The following is a 19,705-nucleotide window of genomic DNA, read 5'->3' as shown; positions in this document are numbered from 1 at the left end:
CGGTAAATGGGGGCGCGAAAATGAACAAGAAGACCCGCCTTGCATGCATGGGGGTAGCACTGGGGGCAGCGCTGATCGGCCTGGGCGTGGCCTATGAAAGCCTGTGGTGCGATCCGCGCGAGTATTTGCAGGGCTCTGCCGACCCGCAGGCCCCGCACCGGCTCAGCCGCGACGGTGTGACCGTGGAGTTCGAGGCCCGGCCGCTGGCGGGGGATGAGCTGCAGGAGGGCAGCTTCGCCAACATCCGTTTCAAGGTCAGCGACCAGGCCAGTGGCCAACCGCTGTCGGGCATGGCCCCGGGGGCGTGGCTCGACCCGACGCAGTCGGCCCCGGAGGGCGACCGCGACCAGAGCTGCAAGGCCCGTGTCGCGCTGTTCCTCAAAAGCAGCATTGGCGCGCGGCCTTTGCTCGACCTGAACAGTTACTTCCTGTTGATGATGAACAAGGACGCCAGCCTGACGGTGATCGACCCGACCGTATCGGTGGGCGGCGTGACCAGCACCATGGCCCGCATCGACCTGCCTGGGCAGCCCATGGACTGGGTAGCCACCGCTGACGACAGGCAGGTGTTCGTGTCCATTCCCGAGCGCGGCAAGGTCTCGGTGATCGACACCGAGACCTTCACCCGCGTGGCCGACCTGGACGCTGGCGACCAACCGCTGCGCGTGGCCCTGCAACCGGACCAGCACCGGCTTTGGGTAGGCAACAACAGCAGCGACCCGGCCAAGGGCGGGGTAACGGTGATAGACGTACCGGGGCGCAACACCCTGAAAACCTTCAACACCGGCGGCGGCCACCACGAAATCGCCTTCAGTGGTGACTCCCGCTACGCCTATGTCAGCAACCGCGACAGCGGCACCCTGAGCGTGATCGACATCCCGGAAATGCGCCTGGCCAAGACCATCAAGGTTGGCCCGCACCCGCTGTCGGTCAGCTATTCGGCGTTGTCCCAGGCGGTGTACGTGGTCGATGGCGAGGAGGGCAGCGTGCGCGTGTTCGATGCCCGCAACCACCAGCTACGCCACACGGTCCAGGCCGAGCAGGGCCTGGGGCCGATGCGTTTCAGCAGCGATGGCCGCTACGGCATCGTGCTCAACACCCTGGAGAACCAGGCCCTGGTGATCGACGCCAGTACCGACAAGCTGATCCACCGGATCCCGGTGGCGGCCGAACCGTATCAGCTGACTTTCACCAAGGGCTATGCCTACGTGCGCGGCCTGGCTTCACCGAAGGTGAGCATGATCAACCTGGCCAGCCTGGGCGACGGGCGTTCGCCGATCATCCAGGGCTTCGAGGCCGGCCCGGCGGCGCCACGCCAGGCTGGCGACCTGCCGCTGGCTCAGGGGCTGTCGGTGTCGCGCGATGACAATTCGGTGTTCGTGGTCAACCCGGTGGACAACACCACCTACTTCTACGCCGAAGGCATGAACGCACCGATGTCCGGCTACAACAACCGTGGCCACCAGGCCCGTGCCGCCATCGTCGTCGACCGCAGCCTGCGCGAACTGGCGCCGGGCGTGTATGGCTCGACGGTGAAGATGCCCGCCGCCGGCAAGTTCGACGTGGCCTTTTTGCTCAACCAGCCGCAGATCATCCACTGCTTCAGCACCGATGTGATCGCAGCGCCGAATGCCGGCAAGCGCAAGGGCGCGCATGCCGAGTTCATCGGCCTGGACCGGCCGTTGTCGCAGCACAGCGCCGTGACCGCACGGGTGCGCATCGTCGGCGACGACGGCCTGCCGCGCCTGGGCCTGAGCGACCTGAGCCTGCGCTACTTCCTGGCGCCTTCGTCGATGCCACGCAACCTGCAGCTGGAGGAGGTGGGCGAGGGCATCTATCAGGCAGCGCTGAGCCTGCCCGAAGCTGGTGCCTGGTACCTGCACGTGCAGTCGCCGTCGCTGGGGCGCAAGTTCGCCGAAGAAAACTACACCAGCCTGCGCGTGCTGCCGGCCGCAACGTCCACCGTTTCCGATAATGACGTGAGGAATCTGCGATGAACGCCAAGCATGTTTGCACACTGTTGGCCCTGAGCCTGGCTTTTGCCGGCAACCTGGCCCTGGCCCATGGCGGCCACGACCATAACGGCCACGCCGAACAGCCGCCAGCGGCGCGCCAGGAAAAGGCCAGCGTGCGCTTTGCCGATGTCTCGCTGCTGAACCAGGACGGCATGCCGGTACGCCTGGAAAAAGACCTGGTAGGCGACCACCTGGTGGTCATGGGCTTTATCTACACCAGCTGCACCACGGTGTGCCCGGTGGTGTCGTCGATCATGGGCAAGGTCCAGCAGCAACTGGGTGGCCGGGTGGGGCAAGACATTCACCTGGTATCGATCAGCGTCGACCCGCAACGTGACGACGCCAAGCGCCTGCAGGACTACGCCAAGGCCTTCCAGAAGGGGCCGGGCTGGAGCTGGCTGACCGGCACGCCATATGCCATCAGCGAAACCCTCAAGGGCCTGGGCAGCTTCAGCGCCGACCTCAGCCAGCACCCGCCGCTGATCCTGGTGGGGGACGGGCGCACCGGCCACTGGACGCGCTACTACGGCTTCACCGACCCGGCAGTGCTGATCGACGAAATCAACCGCCTGGGCGCCCGCCGGGTGCATGCCAAGAGCACGGCGATTGCCGACCATCACGAGGTGCAACCATGAGCCTGGTAAGCTCCCGCCGCGCAGGCATGCGCGGTCTTGACTGGCTGATGCTGGGTGGCTGCCTGTGGATCCTCGCCTCGGTGGCGTTCGCCCATGATGGCCATGCCCCGCAGGCGCCAGAACCGCAGCCGGCACCGCAGGCGATGACCAGTGGCGGCGGTACCCGCGATGCCCAGGCTTGGTTCACCGACACTGTGCTCAAGGACCAGAATGGCCGCGAGCTGCGCTTCTACAGCGATGTGCTCAAGGACAAGGTGGTGATGCTCAACGTGATCTTCACCCATTGCACCGACGCCTGCCCGCTGATTACCCGCAAGTTGCGCGAAGTGCGCGAGACAATGGGGCCGCAGCTGGCCAGCCAGGTGACCTTCGTGTCGATCAGCAGCGACCCGCTCAATGACACCCCCGAAGTGCTCAAGGCGTTTGCCGGGAAGCAGGGCGTGGATGGGCCCAACTGGTTGTTCCTGACCGGTGACAAGGCCAATGTCGACCTGGTGCTCGGGCGTATCGGCCAGTTCCTGCCCAGCCCCGAGCAGCATTCGACACAGCTGATTGCCGGCGATGTGGCCGGCAAGCGCTGGAGCAAGATCCGCCCGGATGCACCGCCGGCGGCGATTGCCCAGCGCATGCAGTTGCTGGCACTGCCTTTGGCAGGGCGGTGAGTATCATGCGATCCCTGCGGCATTGGCCTCTGTGGCATCTGCCACTCTGGGAACTCGCTTTGTGGATGCGGTCTTTGTGGGAGCGGCCTTGCGTCGCGAAAGGAGCGCGCAGCGCTCCCCGTTATCTGGGTTGGTGCAACTATCGCCGGGGCTGCTGCGCAGCCCTTTCGCGACGCAAGGCCGCTCCCACAAAGACCGCTCCCACAGGGCTTGCGATCTGGTTGGCGTTCGTGCTCGGCATGGCACACTTTTCTTCTGCCTTTGCCTTGGACCTGACCGAACATGAACAAGCCGGCAAACACCTCTACCGCCAGGGCGTCTCTAGCAGCGACGCACAACTGCAGGCCCGGGTCGGTGCCAGCGACATGACGGTCCCCGCCAGCGTGCTGCCCTGTGCCAGCTGCCACGGCAACGATGGCCGCGGCCGTGCCGAAGGGGGCGTACGCCCGCCCAGCCTCGACTGGCAGCGCCTGGCGCTAGGCCAGGGCGAACGCGAGGTCAACGGCCGCCGCTATCCGGCCTACACCGACAGCAGCCTGGCCCGGGCGATTCAGCACGGCGTCGACCCGGCAGGCAATCGCCTGGACCCGGCCATGCCGCGCTTCGAACTCACCTTGGCCGACCAGCGCAACCTCACGGCCTACCTCAAGCGCCTGGCCCAGGAGCGCGACCCCGGCGTGGAGGAGGGCGTGCTGCGCCTGGGGACCTTGCTCCCGGCATCCGGCCCGCTGACCGAGGCCGGGCAGGTGGTGCGTGCGGTGCTGGAAGACGGCCTGACGCAACTCAACCAGCAGGGTGGCATCCACGGGCGACGCCTGGAGCTGGTGGTGCTCGACCCGGGATCCGACCCGGCTAGCGCCGAACGGGCGCTGAAGCAGTTGCTGGAGCAGGAGCAGGTGTTCGCCCTGATCGCGCCATTGGCACCCATGCTCGACCAGCGCCTGGCAACCTTGCTGGCGCCCCACAATGTACCGCTGATCGGCAGCACCCCACGCAGCGGCGGCAGCCCACAGATTTTTGACCCGTTGCCCGGCTTGCCCGCGCAATTGCTGAGCCTGGCCGGCCACGCCCGCACGGTACTGGGGCTGGCTGCCAACGACCTGCGTGTGGTGTATGCCGGCAATGAACAAGCGGCGTTTGCCGAACAGGTGCGCGAACGCCTTCAGCAGCAGGGCTGGTCACCACCTGCGGCCCAGGCCTTTGCTGGCCAGGCCGTGGACGGGCAGGGCATTGTCTTCCTCGGCCGTGCCCAGGCCTTTGCCGAACTGGCTTCGGCGCTGCAGTCAGCCGGCCGCCAGCCATACCTGTTTGCCGCCTCCAGCCAGGTGACCGGCGCCGTGGCGCGCTTGCCCGAGTTTTGGTCGCAACGGGTGTTCCTGGCTTATCCCTACGTGCCTGGGGACTGGACCGAACAGGGCCAGGCGATTCTGGCCGGCCTGCAGCAGCGCCAGGGCCTCGACCCTCGCCAGGCGTCGTTGCAGGTCAACACCCTGTGCGCGCTGCGCCTGCTGAGTGAAGCGTTGAAGCAGACAGGCCGCGACACCAGCCGCGAGCAGCTGATTGCCGCGCTGGAAGGCCTGCATGATGTGTCCACCGGCCTGACCCCGGCCCTGGGCTTTGGCCCCGGTCGCCGCCAGGGCATGGCCGGTGCCCATGTGGTGGCGGTGGCCCTGCCCGGGCCGCGCTTCACCGCGGTCACCCCGTACCGGCCACTGCCGGACAGCCCTTGAGCGGAGGTTGCCATGCGCGTTCTGTTGTTGTGCCTGTTGCAGGTGTTGGCCAAGGCAAGCTGGGCCGATATGCCGGCGGCGCGGGTCAATGGTGTAGAGATCGAGACGATGCGCCTGGAGCGCTATTTCAGCGAATACCTGGATGCCCAGGGCCGCGCGGTGGCCAGTATCCGCAACCCGAACCTGTACCAGCGCCTGCGCGACCAGGCACTGAATGAACTGATCGACAAGGAGCTGTTGTGGCAGGAGGCCCAGCGCCGCGGCATAGCCATCAGCGACGAGCAGGTGTCGGCGCATGTGGGCGAGGTAGAGGCCGCGCTTGGCAGCCCGGCAATCTTTGAACGGCGGCTGGCGGAAGCGGGCTTCGATAGGGCACAGTACAATGAGTACACCCGGCGCGAGCTGGCCGCGCAGCAGGTGTATGCCCAGCTCAGCGCTGTCGCCGCGCCCAGCCAGGCCGAAGTGGAGGCGTTCTACGATGCCAGCCTGGAAACCCTGCAAGGAGTGCAGAAACAAAATGACGAACCTTCGGTCATACGCGAACAGGGACTGGTTCAAGCCAGGGCCACGCTCATCGGGCAGCGGGAGGCGCAGGCGCGCCAGTCCGTGCGCCAACGTTTGCGTGCGTCCGCTATCGTGGAGATTGCCGACTGAGGTGACTGATGGCGTTTCCCCAATCATGGGGAATAACGATCTGGCAGTGTGCCATCAGTTTCCCCGCATGTGGGGAACCGGGCCGGTGCGCCTGCCCGCCGCGTTACGGATGTTGATCGGTACCCTTGGCTAATCAATGACTTACAGTGAGTGCAGCATGACTTTTCCCGCCTGGCACGAAGCCTGCTCAAGCCTCTACAGGGGCGCACTTCGCAGACCGGGTTACCGGGCAGTTCTTGGGAGTCGACCTTGGTGAACAGAGTATTGGTAGTCGATGACGAACAGACTCTTGCGCAGAACCTGCAAGCGTACCTGCAGGCGCAAGGCCTGGAAGTTCATGTTGCCCACGACGGTGCCAGTGGTATCGAGCAGGCTGCAAGCCTGGCACCGCAAGTGATCGTGCTGGATTACCGCTTGCCCGACATGGAGGGTTTTCAGGTTCTGGAGACCGTACGCAGGAACAGGCAGTGCCACTTCGTGCTGATTACCGCCCACCCCACCGTCGAGGTGCGTGAGCGGGCCGCCGAACTGGGTGTGAGCCATGTCCTGTTCAAGCCGTTCCCGTTGGTGGAACTGGCCCGTGCAGTCTTCGACCTGATGGGCATCGAGCGCCGGCGCAGGGCCACGGACAACCCGGCTGAAGGGTTTGTCGAACGACGCCAGAACAGGAACGAATCGTTCCCCCTGCAGTTGTACGATGGAAGCTGGGTATTGGCCGACCGCCGACGCAACGGCGCCAAGCCCCCGGGGCCCGACGACGATCAACTGCTCACAGGGGAATAGCGGCGCCCGCACCCCTGGCCGAGCCAGCCTGCGACGCGCCCCTGAGCGGAGTCGCAGGCCATGCCAGAAGCATTCGATGCAACCCAGGACGCTCTACCGCCTGCACCGGCCTCTTCGCGGGTAAACCCGCTCCCACAGGGGCACCGCAATTCTGAAGAAATCGGCAATCCTGTGGGAGCGGGTTTACCCGCGAAAGGGCCGGCACAGGTAAAAGCATATTCTGCCTACCCCCGCGAACTGCTGGCCCAGGCCCGCCTGCAAACCAGCGACGAACGCCTGCTCACCCGCCTGGAACAGCTGGCCTGCGACACCCCCGACACCTTCACCCAGCGCCTGGGCCTGACCCTGCATTACCCGGTGCTGGACAGCCACACCCTGCTGGCCAGCACCCCACGCTTCGACAAGGTCAGCCTGGCGATGTGCCTGAAGCGTGAATTCGTCCTGATCGAGCAGGGTAGCCAACTGCTGGGCGTGTTCGCCGACCCCTTCGACCACGCCCGCCTGGCCTGGATCGACGATGTGCTGCAAGGCGCACCGCTGTACCTGGCCCACGCCGCGGACCTCGCCACCTTCCTGGCCCGCCACGAAGAAAGCTTCCACGCCGTGGACGCCCTTGACCACGACGCCGAAACCAGCAGCGAAAGCGACCCGCTGCAGCGCCTGTCGCTGGCCAGCATCAGCGAAGACCAGAGCCGCGTGGTCAAGCTGGTCAACTCCACGCTGTACGACGCCCTCAAGCTGCACGCCAGCGACATCCACCTGGGCATGACCGGCCAGGGCCTGACCATAAAGTACCGCATCGACGGCGTGCTCAACGGCGCCGGCAAGGCCAGCGGCAGCGCCTTCGCCGACCAGGTGATCTCGCGCATCAAGGTGATGGCCGAGCTGGACATCGGCGAAAAACGCGTGCCCCAGGACGGCCGTTTCAAGGTTGCCGTGGGCGACCGGCAAATCGACTTCCGGGTATCGATCATGCCCAGCATCTTCGGCGAAGACGCCGTGCTGCGGGTGCTCGACAAGCAGGACCTGTCCGACCGGGTCAGCGGCGTGCAGCTGCAGGTCCTGGGCTTTGCCGAGGAAACCCTGCGCGCCCTGCGTCGCCTGGCCGCCGAACCCTACGGCATGATCCTGGTCACCGGCCCCACCGGCAGCGGCAAGACCACCACCCTGTACGCCATGATCAGCGAGATCAACCACGGCGTGGACAAGATCATCACCATCGAGGACCCGGTCGAATACCAGCTGCCTGGGGTGTTGCAGATCCCGGTCAACGAGAAGAAGGGCCTGACGTTCGCCCGCGGTCTGCGCTCGATCCTGCGCCACGACCCGGACAAGATCCTGGTCGGTGAAATCCGCGATCCGGACACCGCGCAAATCGCCGTGCAGTCGGCGCTCACCGGCCACCTGGTGTTCACCACCATCCACGCCAACAACGTGTTCGATGTGATCGGCCGTTTCAGCCAGATGCAGGTCGACCCCTACAGCTTCGTCTCCGCGCTCAATGCGGTGCTGGCCCAGCGCCTGATCCGCCTGGCCTGCCCGCACTGCGCCACGCCGTGCGAAGTCGACGACGACACCCTGTACGGCGCGGGCCTGACCCGCGAGGGCGTGGCCGGCTGGAAGTTCGTCCGCGTCCAGGGCTGCGGCCAGTGCCGTGGCAGTGGCTACCGCGGCCGCAGCGCCATCGCCGAACTGCTGCACCTGGACGACGACCTGCGGCAGATGATCGTCGAGCGTCGCCCTCTGTCGCAAATCAAGAACCTCGCCTGCCAGCGTGGCCTGCGCCTGCTGCGGGCCTCGGCCCTGGACCTGGTCCGGGATGGCCGTACCACACTCGAGGAGATCAACCGTGTCACATTCATCTGATCGTGGCGCTTACAGATACAGTGCCGTACTCGGTGCCGAAGGTGTGGGCCTGGGTAGCTGGCACGCCAATCACCACCAATGGCTGGGCAGCCGCGACTTTACCTGCGATGCCGCCCAACCGGCCTGGGAGGCCGCCGTCGACGCCCTGGCCACGCTGCTGGCCGAGCATGCCGTGCGCGGTGCCCAGTTGCGGGTACTGCTGTCGGCCCGGTACAGCCGCTTCTGCCTGGTGCCCTGGAGTGATGCCATCAGCCACCCGCGCGAGCTGGACGCCTACGCCCGGGCCTGTTTCGAAAACCTCTACGGGCAGCCGCTGGACGACTGGCGCATCGTGCTGTCGCCCGAGCCGGCCGGTGCCGCGCGCATCGCCACGGCGTTGCCCGAGGCTCTGCTGCAGCGGCTGCAGGCGCTGGGCCGGGAAAGCCACCTGAGCCTGCGCTCGGTACAGCCGTACCTGATGGCCGCCTACAACCGCTGCTCGGCGCAGCTGGGGCAGGGCGACTTCCTGTTCGTCCTGGCCGAACCGCGCCGCAGCGTGCTGCTGCTGGCTGCCGGCGGGGCTTGGCAGCAAGTGCTGACGCAGGGCTGTGCCGACAGTGACCAGGCCCTGCAAGCACTGATCGAGCGTACCTGCGAGCTGTACGGCGAGCACCTGCCACGGGTCTACCTGCATGCCCCGGGCCGGGGTGACGTGCCGCAACTGGCGGCGGTGCAGCTGTGCCAGCCAGCCAGCGATGCCGACCCACTGTGCGCCATGTGGCGGGCGGTGGCCTGACATGCGCCGCCTCGACCTGGAATTCCAGCCCCGGCGTAACGGCCCGTTGGCCTGGTCGCTGCTGGCCGTGGCGAGCGCCACGGTTGCCGGCCTGGTGCTGCTGCAACAAAGCTTGCAGGCCGAGCAGGTCGAACGGGAGGCCAGCGTGCACAGCCTGGAGCAGCAACTGGGCCGTCGCCCGGCCACTGTCGCGCCGCTGAGCAGCGCCGCCAGCCGCGAACAGGCCGAGCGCCTGGCGCAGATGCAAAGCGTCTCGCAGCAACTGCAACGGCCTTGGCAGCAGCTGTTCGCCATGCTCGAAGCGCAGCCCCAGGACGACGTGGCGCTGCTAAGCCTGGCCCCCGACGCGCGCAAAGGCCAGCTGCGCATCACCGCCGAGGCGCGCAACCTAGAAGCGATGCTGCAGTACCACCAGCGCCTGGAGGCCAGTGCCGAGCTCAGCGATGTGTCGTTGCTCAACCACGAAGTGCTGGCCGCGCAGCCCGAACACCCGGTGCGCTTCACCCTCACCGCTACCTGGGAGACCGGCCATGCGCGCCCGTGAATCGCTGAACAGCCTGATCCTCCAGGAGCGCCTGCGTCGCGTCGGCCCGGTCGGCCTGGCTGCGGCTGCGGTGGGCCTGCTGGCCGTGGGCGTGCTGTGTGCCGGGGTGTTGCCGCAATGGCAGAACCTGCGCGAACTGCGCGCCACCGAAGCGGACGCCAGCGTGCAGGTCGAGCGGGTCAGGCGTGGCGAGCTGAAGATTGCCATCAAGCCCGAGCAGCAGGCCCTCGACAGCCTGCGCCAGCAACTGCCGGGGCAGCCCCGGGCCAGTGAGCTGATCGAGCGGCTGTACCACCTGGCCAGCGCCGAGCATATCAGCCTGGCGCGTGGCGAATATGCCCTGGGCATCGACCCCAAGACGCAACTGGCGCGCTACCAGATCGTGCTGCCGGTACGCGGCAGCTACCCGCAGATTCGCGGTTTCCTCAAGGGCCTGCTCAAACAGTTGCCAACCCTGGTGCTGGAAGACCTGGAGCTGCAACGCAAACGCATTGGCGACAGCGAGCTCAACGCCCGCCTGCGCATGACCCTTTACCTGTCGAGGTCATGATGAACACACAACGTGCTGTCATCTGGGTTGGCTTCCTCGGCGTGAGTGCGGCGCTGGCCTGGGCACCGGGTCATTGGTTCGGCGAGGAAGACAGTGTTGCCCCCTTCGCGGGCAAACCCACTCCCACAAAATCGGCGGTATCCACGGTCCCTGTGGGAGCGGGTTTACCCGCGAAAGGGCCGGAACAAGCCTCAAGAGATCTCTTCCCGACCCAACAATGGACCAAACCCCAAGCCCTGGCCACCGTCACCGAACAACCCGTGGTCACCGCACCCGCCGTAGCCGCAGCCCCCACTGCGCCGGCCCTGCCATTCCAGTTCATTGGCCGCATCGGCGACCGCGACGACCTGCAGATCTTCCTGCAGAGCGGCGAAAAACTCTACGTCGTGCGCCAGGGCGACGTGATCGAAGACACCTACCGCCTCGAGCGGGTATCGGCCAGCGAGCTGCACCTGGTCTACCTGCCTTTGCATCAGTCGCAGACTTTGTCTGTAGGGAGCGCACCATGAAGTCGTCAAAGCTGTGCAAACCGGCTCCATTCCTGCTTGTGGCGCTGTGCGTGGCCATTGCCGGCTGCGGCTCCAGTGCGGTACGCAAGGACAGCGAACAGCTGATGAAGGAGGGCCAGTACGAAGCCGGCATCGCCAGCCTGGAAGAAGCCCTGCGCGAAGACCCACGTGACACCGAGCTGAACATCGCCCTGGCCCACAGCCGCCAGGCCGCGGTCGAGGCGCTGCTGACCCAGGCCGACGCCGACCGCATCCGCCACGACTTCGCCAGCGCCCGCATGGGTTATGGCCGGGTGCTGACCCTGGAGCCGAACAACCGCCGCGCCCAGGAAGGCATCCGCCAGCTGGAGCTGATCCGCACCCTCGACGAGCGCGTGGCGCTGGGCCAGGCGGCGCTGCGCCAGGGTGACCTGTTCGGTGCCGAGCGCTACATGCGCGAAGTGCTGCGCCTGGACCCGCAGAACCAGAAGGGCATTGCCCTGCGCAGCGACATCGAGAACGTGCAGGCGCGCACCGCACAACCGTTCCCGCAACTGCGCAGCAAACTGGAGCGGCCGGTGACCCTGGAGTTTCGCGACGCCAACCTGAAGACCATCTTCGAGGTGCTGTCCCAGGTTGCCGGCATCAACTTCATCTTCGACAAGGACATGCGCCCGGACATGAAGGCCACCATCTTCGTGCGCGAGTTGCGCATCGAGGACGCCGTGGCGCTGCTGCTGGAACAGAACCAGCTGCGGCAGAAGATCGTCAACGAAAACACCCTGATGATCTACCCCGACTCGCCGCAGAAGACCAAGGACTACCAGGAACTGGTCATGCGCACCTTCTACCTGACCAGCATCGACTCCAACACCGCGCTGAACATGGTCAAGACCATGCTCAAGACCCGCGACGTGTTCGTCGATGAACGCCTCAACACCCTGACCATGCGCGACACCCCCGATGCCGTGCGCATGGCCGAAAAGCTGCTGCAGTCGCAGGACCAGTCCAACCCCGAGGTGGTGCTGGAAGTGGAGGTGATGGAAGTGGCCACTTCGCGCATCCTCGACCTCGGCCTGCAATGGCCCAACACCTTCGGCGTGCTGAGCTCCGACGGCCAGCCGGTAAGCGTGCTCGACCAGCTCAAGGGCATCGACTCCAGCCGCATCAGCATCGCGCCGGCACCGCAGGCCAAGATCAACGCCCAGGATAAGGACATCAACACCCTCGCCAGCCCGGTGATCCGCGTCAGCAACCGCGAGCAGGCGCGCATCCACATCGGCCAGCGGGTACCGATCATCAGCGCCACCTCGGTGCCGTCCACCCAGGGCCCGGTGATCACCGAAAGCGTCACCTACCTGGACGTGGGCCTGAAGCTTGAGGTGCAGCCCACCGTGCACCTGAACAACGAAGTGGCGATCAAGGTAGCCCTGGAGGTGAGTAACGCCACCCCGCTGGAAGCCACCCGCCAGGGCACAATTCCGGTCCAGGTCGACACCCGCAACGCCCAGACCACCCTGCGCCTGCACGATGGCGAAACCCAGGTGCTGGCCGGCCTGGTGCGCAACGACCACAACGCCAGCGGCAACAAGATCCCTGGCCTTGGCGACATCCCTGGCCTGGGCCGGCTGTTCGGCAGCAACAAGGACGACATGAGCAAGTCGGAGCTGGTGCTGGCGATCACCCCGCGCATCGTGCGCAACCTGCCGTACCAGAGCCCGTCGGACATGGAGTTCGCCACCGGCACCGAGTCGGCCATGCAGGTGCGGCAGATGGCGCCGTTGCCGCCGGCGGATGTGCCTGGCAATGCCCCGGCCACCGATGCCCCGGTGGTGGAAAGCCAGATGGCGATCGCCCCACCCAAAGGGAGCCCGCGGCCATGATCGCGCAGCGCCGCATGCAGGGCTTCAGCCTGATCGAGGTGGTGCTGACCCTGGCACTGCTCGGGCTGCTTGCCAGCATGGCCGCGCCGCTGACCGAAACCGTGGTGCGCCGCGGCAAGGAGCAGCAACTGCGCGAGGCGCTGTACCAGATTCGCGACGCCATCGACGCCTACAAGCGCGCGTTCGATGCCGGCTACATCGAGAAGCGCCTGGACGCCAGTGGCTACCCGCCGAACCTGCAGGTGCTGGTCGACGGGGTGCGTGATGTGCGCAGCGCCAAGGGCGCCAAGTTCTACTTCCTGCGGCGCATCCCGCACGACCCGCTGGTGGCGGCCAAGGGCGAGGACGAAGGCGGGTGGGGGCTGCGCGCCTACGACAGCAGCCCCGACAACCCGCGCGAAGGCGAAGACGTGTTCGACGTTTATTCCAAGGCCCGCGGCAAAGGCCTGAACAACATCCCCTACGGGCAATGGTGACAGCCATGAAACGCAGCAAAGGCTTCACCCTGATCGAACTGCTGGTGGTGCTGGCGATCATCGCCACGCTGATGACCATCGCCATGCCGCGCTACTTCAACAGCCTGGAAAGCTCCCGCGAAGCCACCCTGCGCCAGAGCCTGGCGGTGCTGCGCGAGGCGCTGGACCACTACTACGGCGACACCGGTCACTACCCGGACTCGCTGGAGCAGTTGGTGGAGCAGCGTTACCTGCGCAACACCCCGATAGACCCGATCACCGAGCGCAGCGATGCCTGGCAGCTGGTGCCACCGCCCGAAGGCGTGGCTGGCGGCGTGGCCGATATCAAGAGCGGTGCCACAGGGAGGGCGCGCGATGGCAGCCTGTTCGCGGAATGGTAAGGCCGACGCCGGCTTCACCTACCTGGGCGTACTGCTGCTGATTGCGGTCAGCAGCGTGGCCCTGGCCGCCACCGGCACGCTCTGGGCCAGTGCTGCCCAGCGTGACCGCGAACGCCAGCTGTTGTGGGTAGGCAGCCAGTATGCCCAGGCCCTGCGCAGCTACTACCGCGCCTCGCCGGGGCTGGCCCAGTACCCGCAGGAACTGGCCGACCTGTTGCAGGACAACCGCTTCCCGCAGGCCAGGCGGCACATTCGCCGGCTGTACCCCGACCCCATCACCAACAGCGACGATTGGGGCCTGCTGCGCTCGATCGATGGCCGCATCACCGGCGTGCACAGCCGCTCGGACGCCACCCCGTTCAAGCGCAGTGGCTTCAGCGCCGAATGGAGCGGTTTCGACGGGCTGGAACATTACAGCGACTGGCAGTTCGTCGCCGAACAGGCCTTTACCGAAAGTGCCGATGGCGTGCAGACCCATGCCGGCCCGGGAGACACGCCATGAGCCGCCTGGCCGCGTTGTGCCTGGGCCTGCTGCTGGTGGCAGTGCTGGCCACCTCGGCCAGGGCCGGGGACGAGGACGAGATGCAAGGCTTCATCGTCGACAACACCATCTCGCACATCGGCCACGACTTTTACTACTACTTCGCTGACCGCCTGCGCGCCACCAGCCGGCTGGATTTCAACCTGGTGGTGCGCGAACGCCCGGATGCCCGCTGGGGCAGCCTGGTCACCGTGGAGTTCGAGCGTGAGGTGGTGTACCGCCGCTTCCTGCCGCCGAACACCACCGAGCTCAAGGACGAGGCCGTTGCAGCAGCCGACCTGGTCAAGCAGCAAATCATCCAACGCAAGTTGCAACGCCTGCTGCAGGACACCACCGATCTGGAGAGGGACGAGCTATGAAGCACCACATACCCCGTTGCATCGCCGCCTGCCTGTTGGCCAGCGCGTGTGCCGCCCAGGCCACCGAGCTGGTGTACACCCCGGTCAACCCGGCCTTTGGCGGCAACCCGCTCAATGGCACCTGGTTGCTGAACAACGCGCAGGCGCAGAACGACTACGACGACCCCGACCTCAAGGACCGCTCCTCGGCCTTTGCCGGCACCACGGCCCTGGAGCGCTTCAGCAACCAGCTGGAGTCGCGGATGTTGTCGCAGTTGCTGGACAACATCAGTAACGGCAACACCGGCAGCATGGCGACCGATGCGTTTCTCATCGACGTCATCGACGATTCCGGGGCCTTGAGCATCAAGGTCACCGATCGTGCCACAGGAGAAATTTCGATCATTGAGGTCAGCGGCCTCAACCCCTGAGAGGGAAGGGCTGTTTGTCGGGGAGAGAACAACATGAAACGTCTGCTGAGCACGCTGCTGATCCTCACCGCACTAGGCCTGCACGGTTGCGGCCTGCGCGAACCGATGCCCGCCGAACAGGACTCGGAAACCCCGACCCTGACCCCACGTGCCTCGACCTACTACGACCTGATCAACATGCCCCGGCCCAAGGGCCGGTTGATGGCGGTGGTGTACGGCTTCCGTGACCAGACCGGGCAGTACAAGCCGACCCCGGCCAGCTCGTTCTCCACCAGCGTCACCCAGGGTGCGGCAAGCATGCTGATGGACGCCCTGAGTGCCAGTGGCTGGTTCGTGGTGCTGGAGCGTGAAGGCCTGCAGAACCTGCTGACCGAGCGCAAGATCATCCGTGCTTCGCAGAAAAAGCCCGATGTACCGGAAAACATCATGGGTGAACTGCCGCCGCTGCAGGCTGCCAACCTGATGCTGGAGGGCGGCATCATCGCCTACGACACCAACGTGCGCAGCGGCGGCGAAGGTGCCCGCTACCTGGGGATAGACATCTCTCGCGAGTACCGCGTCGACCAGGTGACCGTGAACCTGCGCGCGGTGGACGTGCGCACCGGGCAGGTGCTGGCCAATGTGATGACCAGCAAGACCATCTATTCGGTTGGGCGCAGTGCGGGGGTGTTCAAGTTCATCGAGTTCAAGAAGCTGCTCGAGGCCGAGGTGGGGTACACCACCAACGAACCGGCGCAGCTGTGCGTGCTGTCGGCGATCGAGGCGGCGGTGGGGCACTTGCTGGCGCAGGGGATCGAACGGCGGCTGTGGCAGGTGGCGGGGGATGCGGGGGAAGGGCAGGCTACGGTGGACAAGTATTTGAGCCAGAATCAGCAACAATGAGTGAGTTTGAGGGCCTCTTCGTGGGGCTTGTCCACGAAGAGGCAAGTGCAGGCGATACAACATTTTGCTCACTTTTGACCCTGCTGGGGCGCAGATTGCCGGCGATTTCCTATCAGGCCCTGGCCTCGGTCGGCGAAGAATACTAATAATTTTGCCAGTTGCATTATTTTTATCGGTAGCGAACTCTAGGCTTTCCTATCTTAAGTTTGCAAGGGGAAAACAATGAGTCGGCACTTTGCCTGGAAATGGGGGGATGGCTATACCGCCTATGGTTATCAAGTGTCGGTACAGAATGAGTCATTTACTGGTTTTAATGGAGAGCCTCGAGATACCTTTTTGAGGTGGTATTTTTTAGGAGGTGGCAAGCGTATTTATAGTCCGGTGCTGATGAGGTTTTTATCTGTGGACATGGTTAGCCCTTTCGCTGAAGGTGGTATAAATTGCTATGCATATTGTGGGGGTGACCCTGTGAATTTTACGGATCCAAGCGGGATGGTTAGGTGGAGGAATATAGTAAAGAATAAAGTGTTTCCTTTGGCTCGTAAAAATAAGCCTTTGCCCCAGTCGGATTATTCTCCCGCCAGTAAGCGTCGTAAATTGTCAGCGTCTACGGAGCAAGGTACATCGAACAACAGAGAAGCATCTGGAGTGAGTCCAGCGGCGGCTCCGTTAGTCGATTCCATATGGAAAAATTCAGAGCAGCGTCTTGCTGCACAAAAAAAATCGGCTCCGGAACTAGATACGCTAGGCGGTCTAACAGATTATGAAAAAATGGCCGCTTTGGCTATAGATACGGGCAGGCTGAATGGCTCGACACGAACATACTTAGATGCTGCCAAGGGCTTCGCCCCGGAACGTGATCCTATGGTGCTGACAGGGTTGATGCATCTTTATGTGCATAACGTCCGCAAGGTAGAAAGCAAGCAAGCTTTGAATCAGATCCTTCGGGAGTTTGGTTTGTAAATTGCCGCTTAATCTTGAGTCGAGCTCGTTGAGCATTATCGGCACAGTTTTAGAGCGGTGGCCGTGATTTTGGGGAAGTCTCCTTAGAAGACGAGAGCGCTGGCCGGGGTTTGGTGATTGGGAATTGAAGTGTTTGGCGGTAGAGATTTGGCGCCTGTGAGATTGAGCGCCGCCCGCGCGTCGCTTCGCGGGACAAGCCCGCTCCCACATCTGTTTCGGGCCAATTATTCCTGTGCCAGGTGGGTTGCAGCCTTGGTGCATGACTGGAAATGAATGAAAAGCAGCAGAGCAACCTTCGATATCAAATGGAACAAACAAGGCGGACAGGAGTGACCTCACAGGAATGACTGGCCCAACATAGTGATCACTGCTGATTCCTCGGGGCCGCTTTGCGGACCTTTCCGACCGGTCCGGCGCTCCGGCAAGGCCGCTCCCACATGGATCACGTCAGCCGGTGAACCATGGGCTGGATTCGGCCAAGGCGGTGGTGGAGGCGTTGCTGGATGGGGTGGAGAGGCAGCAGCTGGTTGGGCGGAAGACGGTGCCGGGTGTCTGACGGGAGCTTGGGCTTTGTTGGACTCAAGCGGCAGCTGTGATTGACCTCGAGGGCCTCTTCGCGGGTGAACCCGCTCCCACAGGTTCAGCGCCACTCGAAGCCAGCGCAGTACCTGTGGGAGCGGGCGCGCCCGCGAAGCTGACGACGCGGTGGATGGCACCGGCTTTGCCGGTGTTCGCGGGCATGCCCGCTCCCGCAGGCTCAGCGCCAACTCGAAGCCCGCGCCGTCCCTGTAGGAGCGGGCGCGCCCGCGAAGCAGACGACGTGGTGGATGGCACCGGCTTTGCCGGTGTTCGCGGGCATGCCCGCTCCCACAGGTACCGCGTGATCTCAAGTGCGACGCCGTCCCTGTGGGAGCGGGTTTACCCGCGAATGGGCCGGTGCCGGGTGTCTGGCGGGCACCTGGGCTTTGTTGAAATCAAGCGGCAGCCGTGATCGACCTCTAGGAACCCGCTCCCACAAAGCTTGCGCAAGCTTTCAGATCTTGAGCAAGGCGGTGCTCCTGCGCGTCCCTTTACGTAAACGTCACTATATGCCACCTTCTGCCTCAGCCTGATGACGGCCAGGGATTTCTCCCGCACACTGCGGAAAATTCCCAAGCCCGTTCCCCGCCACCTTGCGGGGCACAGCCGGAGTAGAAAATGGCGCGACAACTAATAACAAACGCCCACGACCCGCTGCACGAATCCCGCCAGGCCCGCCTGAAGCTGGCCAGCGAAGGCGAGCTGCCACTGGGCATGCTGCGCGACGAGATCGATGCCTCCTGGCGCCGCAGCCTGGGCCATGGCCTGGATTGCCTGCAGGGCGAGCAGGTCGGCCTGGGCCTGGAGCAGGGCCACGACCTGCGCATGCTGCTGGAGCGCAACCGCCTGCTGGTCGACGCCGTTACCCCGGAACTGGACTACCTGGTCGCGCGCCAGGGCAAGGCCGGCATCGTCATCCTCGGCGACGCCCAGGCCAATGTGCTGGCCATCGAAGGGCAGAAGCACGTGCTGCAACGCGAGGGCCTGCGCGACCTGCACCCGGGTAGTTGCTGGAGCGAATCACTGCGTGGCACCAACGCGATCGGCACGGCAGTGGTGGAAGGCCGGCCGACCTTGATCAACTGCGGCGAACATTACCTCGACCGCCTCAGCCCGTTCTCCTGCACTTCGGTACCCCTGCGCGACCCGCGCGGCGAGGTGATCGGCGTGCTCGACATCACCCGTGAAGGGGTGATGGCGCAACCACAGGACAGCCTGTCGACGCTGATGCTGGCGGCCGGCAACATCGAAAGCCGCATGTTCGGCCTGTGCCACCCGGAGCAATTGGTGCTGGCTTTTCACAGCCGCCCGCAATACCTCAACAGCGCCTGGCATGGCCTGCTGGCGCTGAGCCTGGACGGTGAAGTGCTGGCTGCCAACGACAGTGCCTGCCAGCTGTTGCAGGTGCCGCGCCATGAGCTGTTGGGCCGGCGCAGCAGTGACCTGCTGGGTGAACGGTCACCGGCCTTCATCGCCCGCCTGTGGCAGGGCGGGGTGAGCAGTGTGCAGACGGCCAAGGGCGAGTTCTACTTCCGCGCCCTGCAGCTGCCGCGCCATGGCCGGGTCAACGGCAGCACGCCGGTGAGCAAGCCGGCGCCGGGCAAGCAGTCACCCGCCCTCGACGCCCTGGCCGGTGGCGACCCGCGCCTGGCGCGCAACCTGCGCATGGCCCGCCAGGGGCTGGGCAATGGCCTGCCGGTGCTGTTGCTGGGCGAGACCGGTACCGGCAAGGAAGTCGTCGCCCGGGCCCTGCACCAGGCCAGCCCGCGTGCCGACAAACCGTTCGTGGCCGTCAACTGCGCGGCCATCCCCGAAGGGCTGATCGAGTCCGAACTGTTCGGCTACCGTGAAGGTGCGTTCACCGGCTCGCGCCGGGGCGGCATGGTCGGCCGGCTGATGCAGGCCCACGGCGGCACGCTGTTCCTCGACGAAATCGGCGACATGCCGCTAGCGCTGCAGGCGCGCTTGTTGCGGGTACTGCAGGAACGGCGCGTGGCACCGCTGGGGGCGGGCGACGAGCAGGAGATCGACGTGGCATTGATCTGTGCCACGCACCGCGACCTCAAGCGCCTGGTGCAGGAGCAGCACTTCCGCGAAGACCTTTACTACCGGGTCAACGGCGTGTCGCTGCGCCTGCCGGCATTGCGCGAGCGTGATGACCTGGCGGCAATCATCCAGGGGCTGCTGGACAAGTCCGATGCCCGGGGCGTGACCTTGGACCCGGCCCTGAACGCGTTGCTCGAAGGCTTCGACTGGCCGGGCAACATCCGCCAGCTGGAAATGGTCGTGCGCACCGCGCTGGCCATGCGCGAGGACGGCGAGCAGGTGCTGACCCTGGACCACCTCACCGACTGCCTGCTGGACGAACTGGCCAGCGGCACCGCGCCTTCCGGCAGCCTCAAGGACAAAGAGCTGGAGCTGATCCGTGGCGCCTTGGCGCGCCATCAGGGCAACGTGTCCGCGGCGGCCGAGGCGCTGGGTATCAGCCGGGCGACGCTGTACCGCAAGCTCAAACAGTTGCGCGGCTGAC

20 protein-coding genes are annotated in these 19,705 nt (G+C 65.2%); all 20 read left to right on the top strand.

Annotated elements, in window-relative coordinates; genetic code table 11:
* Nucleotides 1–20: 20 nt before the first annotated feature.
* The gene (locus QN085_RS14340) at nt 21–1,997 is read left to right on the top strand and encodes a YncE family protein (RefSeq protein ID WP_041505903.1); all 1,977 of its coding nucleotides are present in this window, start codon (nt 21–23) and stop codon (nt 1,995–1,997) included.
* Entirely contained in the window at nt 1,994–2,650 is a 657-nt protein-coding gene (locus QN085_RS14335; protein WP_013972869.1) for an SCO family protein, read from the top strand. Before QN085_RS14340 ends, QN085_RS14335 begins: the two co-directional genes overlap by 4 nt.
* Nucleotides 2,647–3,312: an SCO family protein gene (locus tag QN085_RS14330; RefSeq protein WP_023662894.1), complete on the top strand. Its 666-nt coding sequence runs from the start codon at nt 2,647–2,649 to the stop codon at nt 3,310–3,312. The genes QN085_RS14335 and QN085_RS14330 overlap by 4 nt, the downstream gene beginning before the upstream one ends.
* A 239-nt stretch (nt 3,313–3,551) precedes the next feature.
* Entirely contained in the window at nt 3,552–5,042 is a 1,491-nt protein-coding gene (locus QN085_RS14325) for a cytochrome c/ABC transporter substrate-binding protein (RefSeq protein ID WP_169774727.1), read from the top strand.
* A gap of 12 nt (nt 5,043–5,054) precedes the next feature.
* Nucleotides 5,055–5,696: a SurA N-terminal domain-containing protein gene (locus QN085_RS14320; protein ID WP_013972866.1), complete on the top strand. Its 642-nt coding sequence runs from the start codon at nt 5,055–5,057 to the stop codon at nt 5,694–5,696.
* 249 nt (nt 5,697–5,945) lie between these two features.
* The gene (locus QN085_RS14315; protein WP_031325917.1) at nt 5,946–6,479 is read left to right on the top strand and encodes a response regulator; all 534 of its coding nucleotides are present in this window, start codon (nt 5,946–5,948) and stop codon (nt 6,477–6,479) included.
* 60 nt (nt 6,480–6,539) lie between these two features.
* Entirely contained in the window at nt 6,540–8,345 is a 1,806-nt protein-coding gene (locus QN085_RS14310) for a GspE/PulE family protein (RefSeq protein ID WP_230397007.1), read from the top strand.
* On the top strand, nt 8,329–9,120 hold the full coding sequence (locus QN085_RS14305; RefSeq protein WP_024087223.1) for a hypothetical protein: 792 nt from the start codon (nt 8,329–8,331) through the stop codon (nt 9,118–9,120). Before QN085_RS14310 ends, QN085_RS14305 begins: the two co-directional genes overlap by 17 nt.
* A 1-nt stretch (nt 9,121) precedes the next feature.
* The gene (locus QN085_RS14300; protein ID WP_015270593.1) at nt 9,122–9,664 is read left to right on the top strand and encodes a PilN domain-containing protein; all 543 of its coding nucleotides are present in this window, start codon (nt 9,122–9,124) and stop codon (nt 9,662–9,664) included.
* Nucleotides 9,651–10,214, top strand: a complete 564-nt coding sequence (locus QN085_RS14295) for a GspMb/PilO family protein (RefSeq protein ID WP_015270592.1) — start codon at nt 9,651–9,653, stop codon at nt 10,212–10,214. Before QN085_RS14300 ends, QN085_RS14295 begins: the two co-directional genes overlap by 14 nt.
* Nucleotides 10,214–10,723 carry a hypothetical protein gene (locus tag QN085_RS14290; protein WP_024087222.1) on the top strand — a complete coding sequence of 170 codons (510 nt, stop codon included), beginning with the start codon at nt 10,214–10,216 and terminating at the stop codon, nt 10,721–10,723. Before QN085_RS14295 ends, QN085_RS14290 begins: the two co-directional genes overlap by 1 nt.
* Nucleotides 10,720–12,585, top strand: coding sequence for a secretin GspD/PilQ domain-containing protein (locus QN085_RS14285; protein WP_015270590.1), 1,866 nt, complete (start codon nt 10,720–10,722; stop codon nt 12,583–12,585). Before QN085_RS14290 ends, QN085_RS14285 begins: the two co-directional genes overlap by 4 nt.
* Nucleotides 12,582–13,061 carry a type II secretion system protein gene (locus tag QN085_RS14280; protein WP_015270589.1) on the top strand — a complete coding sequence of 160 codons (480 nt, stop codon included), beginning with the start codon at nt 12,582–12,584 and terminating at the stop codon, nt 13,059–13,061. The genes QN085_RS14285 and QN085_RS14280 overlap by 4 nt, the downstream gene beginning before the upstream one ends.
* A 5-nt stretch (nt 13,062–13,066) precedes the next feature.
* The gene (locus QN085_RS14275; protein ID WP_024087221.1) at nt 13,067–13,441 is read left to right on the top strand and encodes a type II secretion system protein; all 375 of its coding nucleotides are present in this window, start codon (nt 13,067–13,069) and stop codon (nt 13,439–13,441) included.
* Complete coding sequence (locus tag QN085_RS14270) at nt 13,416–13,943, top strand: type II secretion system protein (RefSeq protein ID WP_023661486.1); 528 nt, start codon at nt 13,416–13,418, stop codon at nt 13,941–13,943. The genes QN085_RS14275 and QN085_RS14270 overlap by 26 nt, the downstream gene beginning before the upstream one ends.
* The gene (gene csgE, locus QN085_RS14265) at nt 13,940–14,341 is read left to right on the top strand and encodes a curli production assembly/transport protein CsgE (protein ID WP_013972855.1); all 402 of its coding nucleotides are present in this window, start codon (nt 13,940–13,942) and stop codon (nt 14,339–14,341) included. Before QN085_RS14270 ends, csgE begins: the two co-directional genes overlap by 4 nt.
* The gene (locus QN085_RS14260; RefSeq protein ID WP_013972854.1) at nt 14,338–14,751 is read left to right on the top strand and encodes a curli assembly protein CsgF; all 414 of its coding nucleotides are present in this window, start codon (nt 14,338–14,340) and stop codon (nt 14,749–14,751) included. Before csgE ends, QN085_RS14260 begins: the two co-directional genes overlap by 4 nt.
* 33 nt (nt 14,752–14,784) lie before the next feature.
* Entirely contained in the window at nt 14,785–15,633 is an 849-nt protein-coding gene (locus tag QN085_RS14255; protein ID WP_013972853.1) for a CsgG/HfaB family protein, read from the top strand.
* 222 nt (nt 15,634–15,855) lie between these two features.
* The gene (locus tag QN085_RS14250) at nt 15,856–16,596 is read left to right on the top strand and encodes an RHS repeat-associated core domain-containing protein (RefSeq protein ID WP_080676053.1); all 741 of its coding nucleotides are present in this window, start codon (nt 15,856–15,858) and stop codon (nt 16,594–16,596) included.
* A gap of 1,197 nt (nt 16,597–17,793) precedes the next feature.
* Nucleotides 17,794–19,704, top strand: a complete 1,911-nt coding sequence (locus QN085_RS14245) for a sigma-54-dependent Fis family transcriptional regulator (RefSeq protein WP_024087220.1) — start codon at nt 17,794–17,796, stop codon at nt 19,702–19,704.
* Nucleotide 19,705 lies beyond the last annotated feature (1 nt).

The sequence above is a fragment of the Pseudomonas sp. M2(2023) genome, assembly GCF_030263955.1.
GTDB lineage: Bacteria > Pseudomonadota > Gammaproteobacteria > Pseudomonadales > Pseudomonadaceae > Aquipseudomonas > Aquipseudomonas asiatica.
Note: the sequence above shows the minus strand (reverse complement) of the source record. Positions and strands in the feature narration are given on the sequence as shown.

What these genes read in the sequence shown, in the direction of transcription:
- QN085_RS14340 (WP_041505903.1), top strand. Translation starts at nt 21, where the DNA reads ATGAACAAGAAGACCCGCCTTGCATGCATGGGGGTAGCACTGGGGGCA.
- QN085_RS14335 (WP_013972869.1), top strand. Translation starts at nt 1,994, where the DNA reads ATGAACGCCAAGCATGTTTGCACACTGTTGGCCCTGAGCCTGGCTTTT.
- QN085_RS14330 (WP_023662894.1), top strand. Translation starts at nt 2,647, where the DNA reads ATGAGCCTGGTAAGCTCCCGCCGCGCAGGCATGCGCGGTCTTGACTGG.
- QN085_RS14325 (WP_169774727.1), top strand. Translation starts at nt 3,552, where the DNA reads ATGGCACACTTTTCTTCTGCCTTTGCCTTGGACCTGACCGAACATGAA.
- QN085_RS14320 (WP_013972866.1), top strand. Translation starts at nt 5,055, where the DNA reads ATGCGCGTTCTGTTGTTGTGCCTGTTGCAGGTGTTGGCCAAGGCAAGC.
- QN085_RS14310 (WP_230397007.1), top strand. Translation starts at nt 6,540, where the DNA reads ATGCCAGAAGCATTCGATGCAACCCAGGACGCTCTACCGCCTGCACCG.
- QN085_RS14300 (WP_015270593.1), top strand. Translation starts at nt 9,122, where the DNA reads ATGCGCCGCCTCGACCTGGAATTCCAGCCCCGGCGTAACGGCCCGTTG.
- QN085_RS14295 (WP_015270592.1), top strand. Translation starts at nt 9,651, where the DNA reads ATGCGCGCCCGTGAATCGCTGAACAGCCTGATCCTCCAGGAGCGCCTG.
- QN085_RS14290 (WP_024087222.1), top strand. Translation starts at nt 10,214, where the DNA reads ATGAACACACAACGTGCTGTCATCTGGGTTGGCTTCCTCGGCGTGAGT.
- QN085_RS14285 (WP_015270590.1), top strand. Translation starts at nt 10,720, where the DNA reads ATGAAGTCGTCAAAGCTGTGCAAACCGGCTCCATTCCTGCTTGTGGCG.
- QN085_RS14280 (WP_015270589.1), top strand. Translation starts at nt 12,582, where the DNA reads ATGATCGCGCAGCGCCGCATGCAGGGCTTCAGCCTGATCGAGGTGGTG.
- QN085_RS14275 (WP_024087221.1), top strand. Translation starts at nt 13,067, where the DNA reads ATGAAACGCAGCAAAGGCTTCACCCTGATCGAACTGCTGGTGGTGCTG.
- QN085_RS14270 (WP_023661486.1), top strand. Translation starts at nt 13,416, where the DNA reads ATGGCAGCCTGTTCGCGGAATGGTAAGGCCGACGCCGGCTTCACCTAC.
- csgE (WP_013972855.1), top strand. Translation starts at nt 13,940, where the DNA reads ATGAGCCGCCTGGCCGCGTTGTGCCTGGGCCTGCTGCTGGTGGCAGTG.
- QN085_RS14260 (WP_013972854.1), top strand. Translation starts at nt 14,338, where the DNA reads ATGAAGCACCACATACCCCGTTGCATCGCCGCCTGCCTGTTGGCCAGC.
- QN085_RS14255 (WP_013972853.1), top strand. Translation starts at nt 14,785, where the DNA reads ATGAAACGTCTGCTGAGCACGCTGCTGATCCTCACCGCACTAGGCCTG.
- QN085_RS14250 (WP_080676053.1), top strand. Translation starts at nt 15,856, where the DNA reads ATGAGTCGGCACTTTGCCTGGAAATGGGGGGATGGCTATACCGCCTAT.
- QN085_RS14245 (WP_024087220.1), top strand. Translation starts at nt 17,794, where the DNA reads ATGGCGCGACAACTAATAACAAACGCCCACGACCCGCTGCACGAATCC.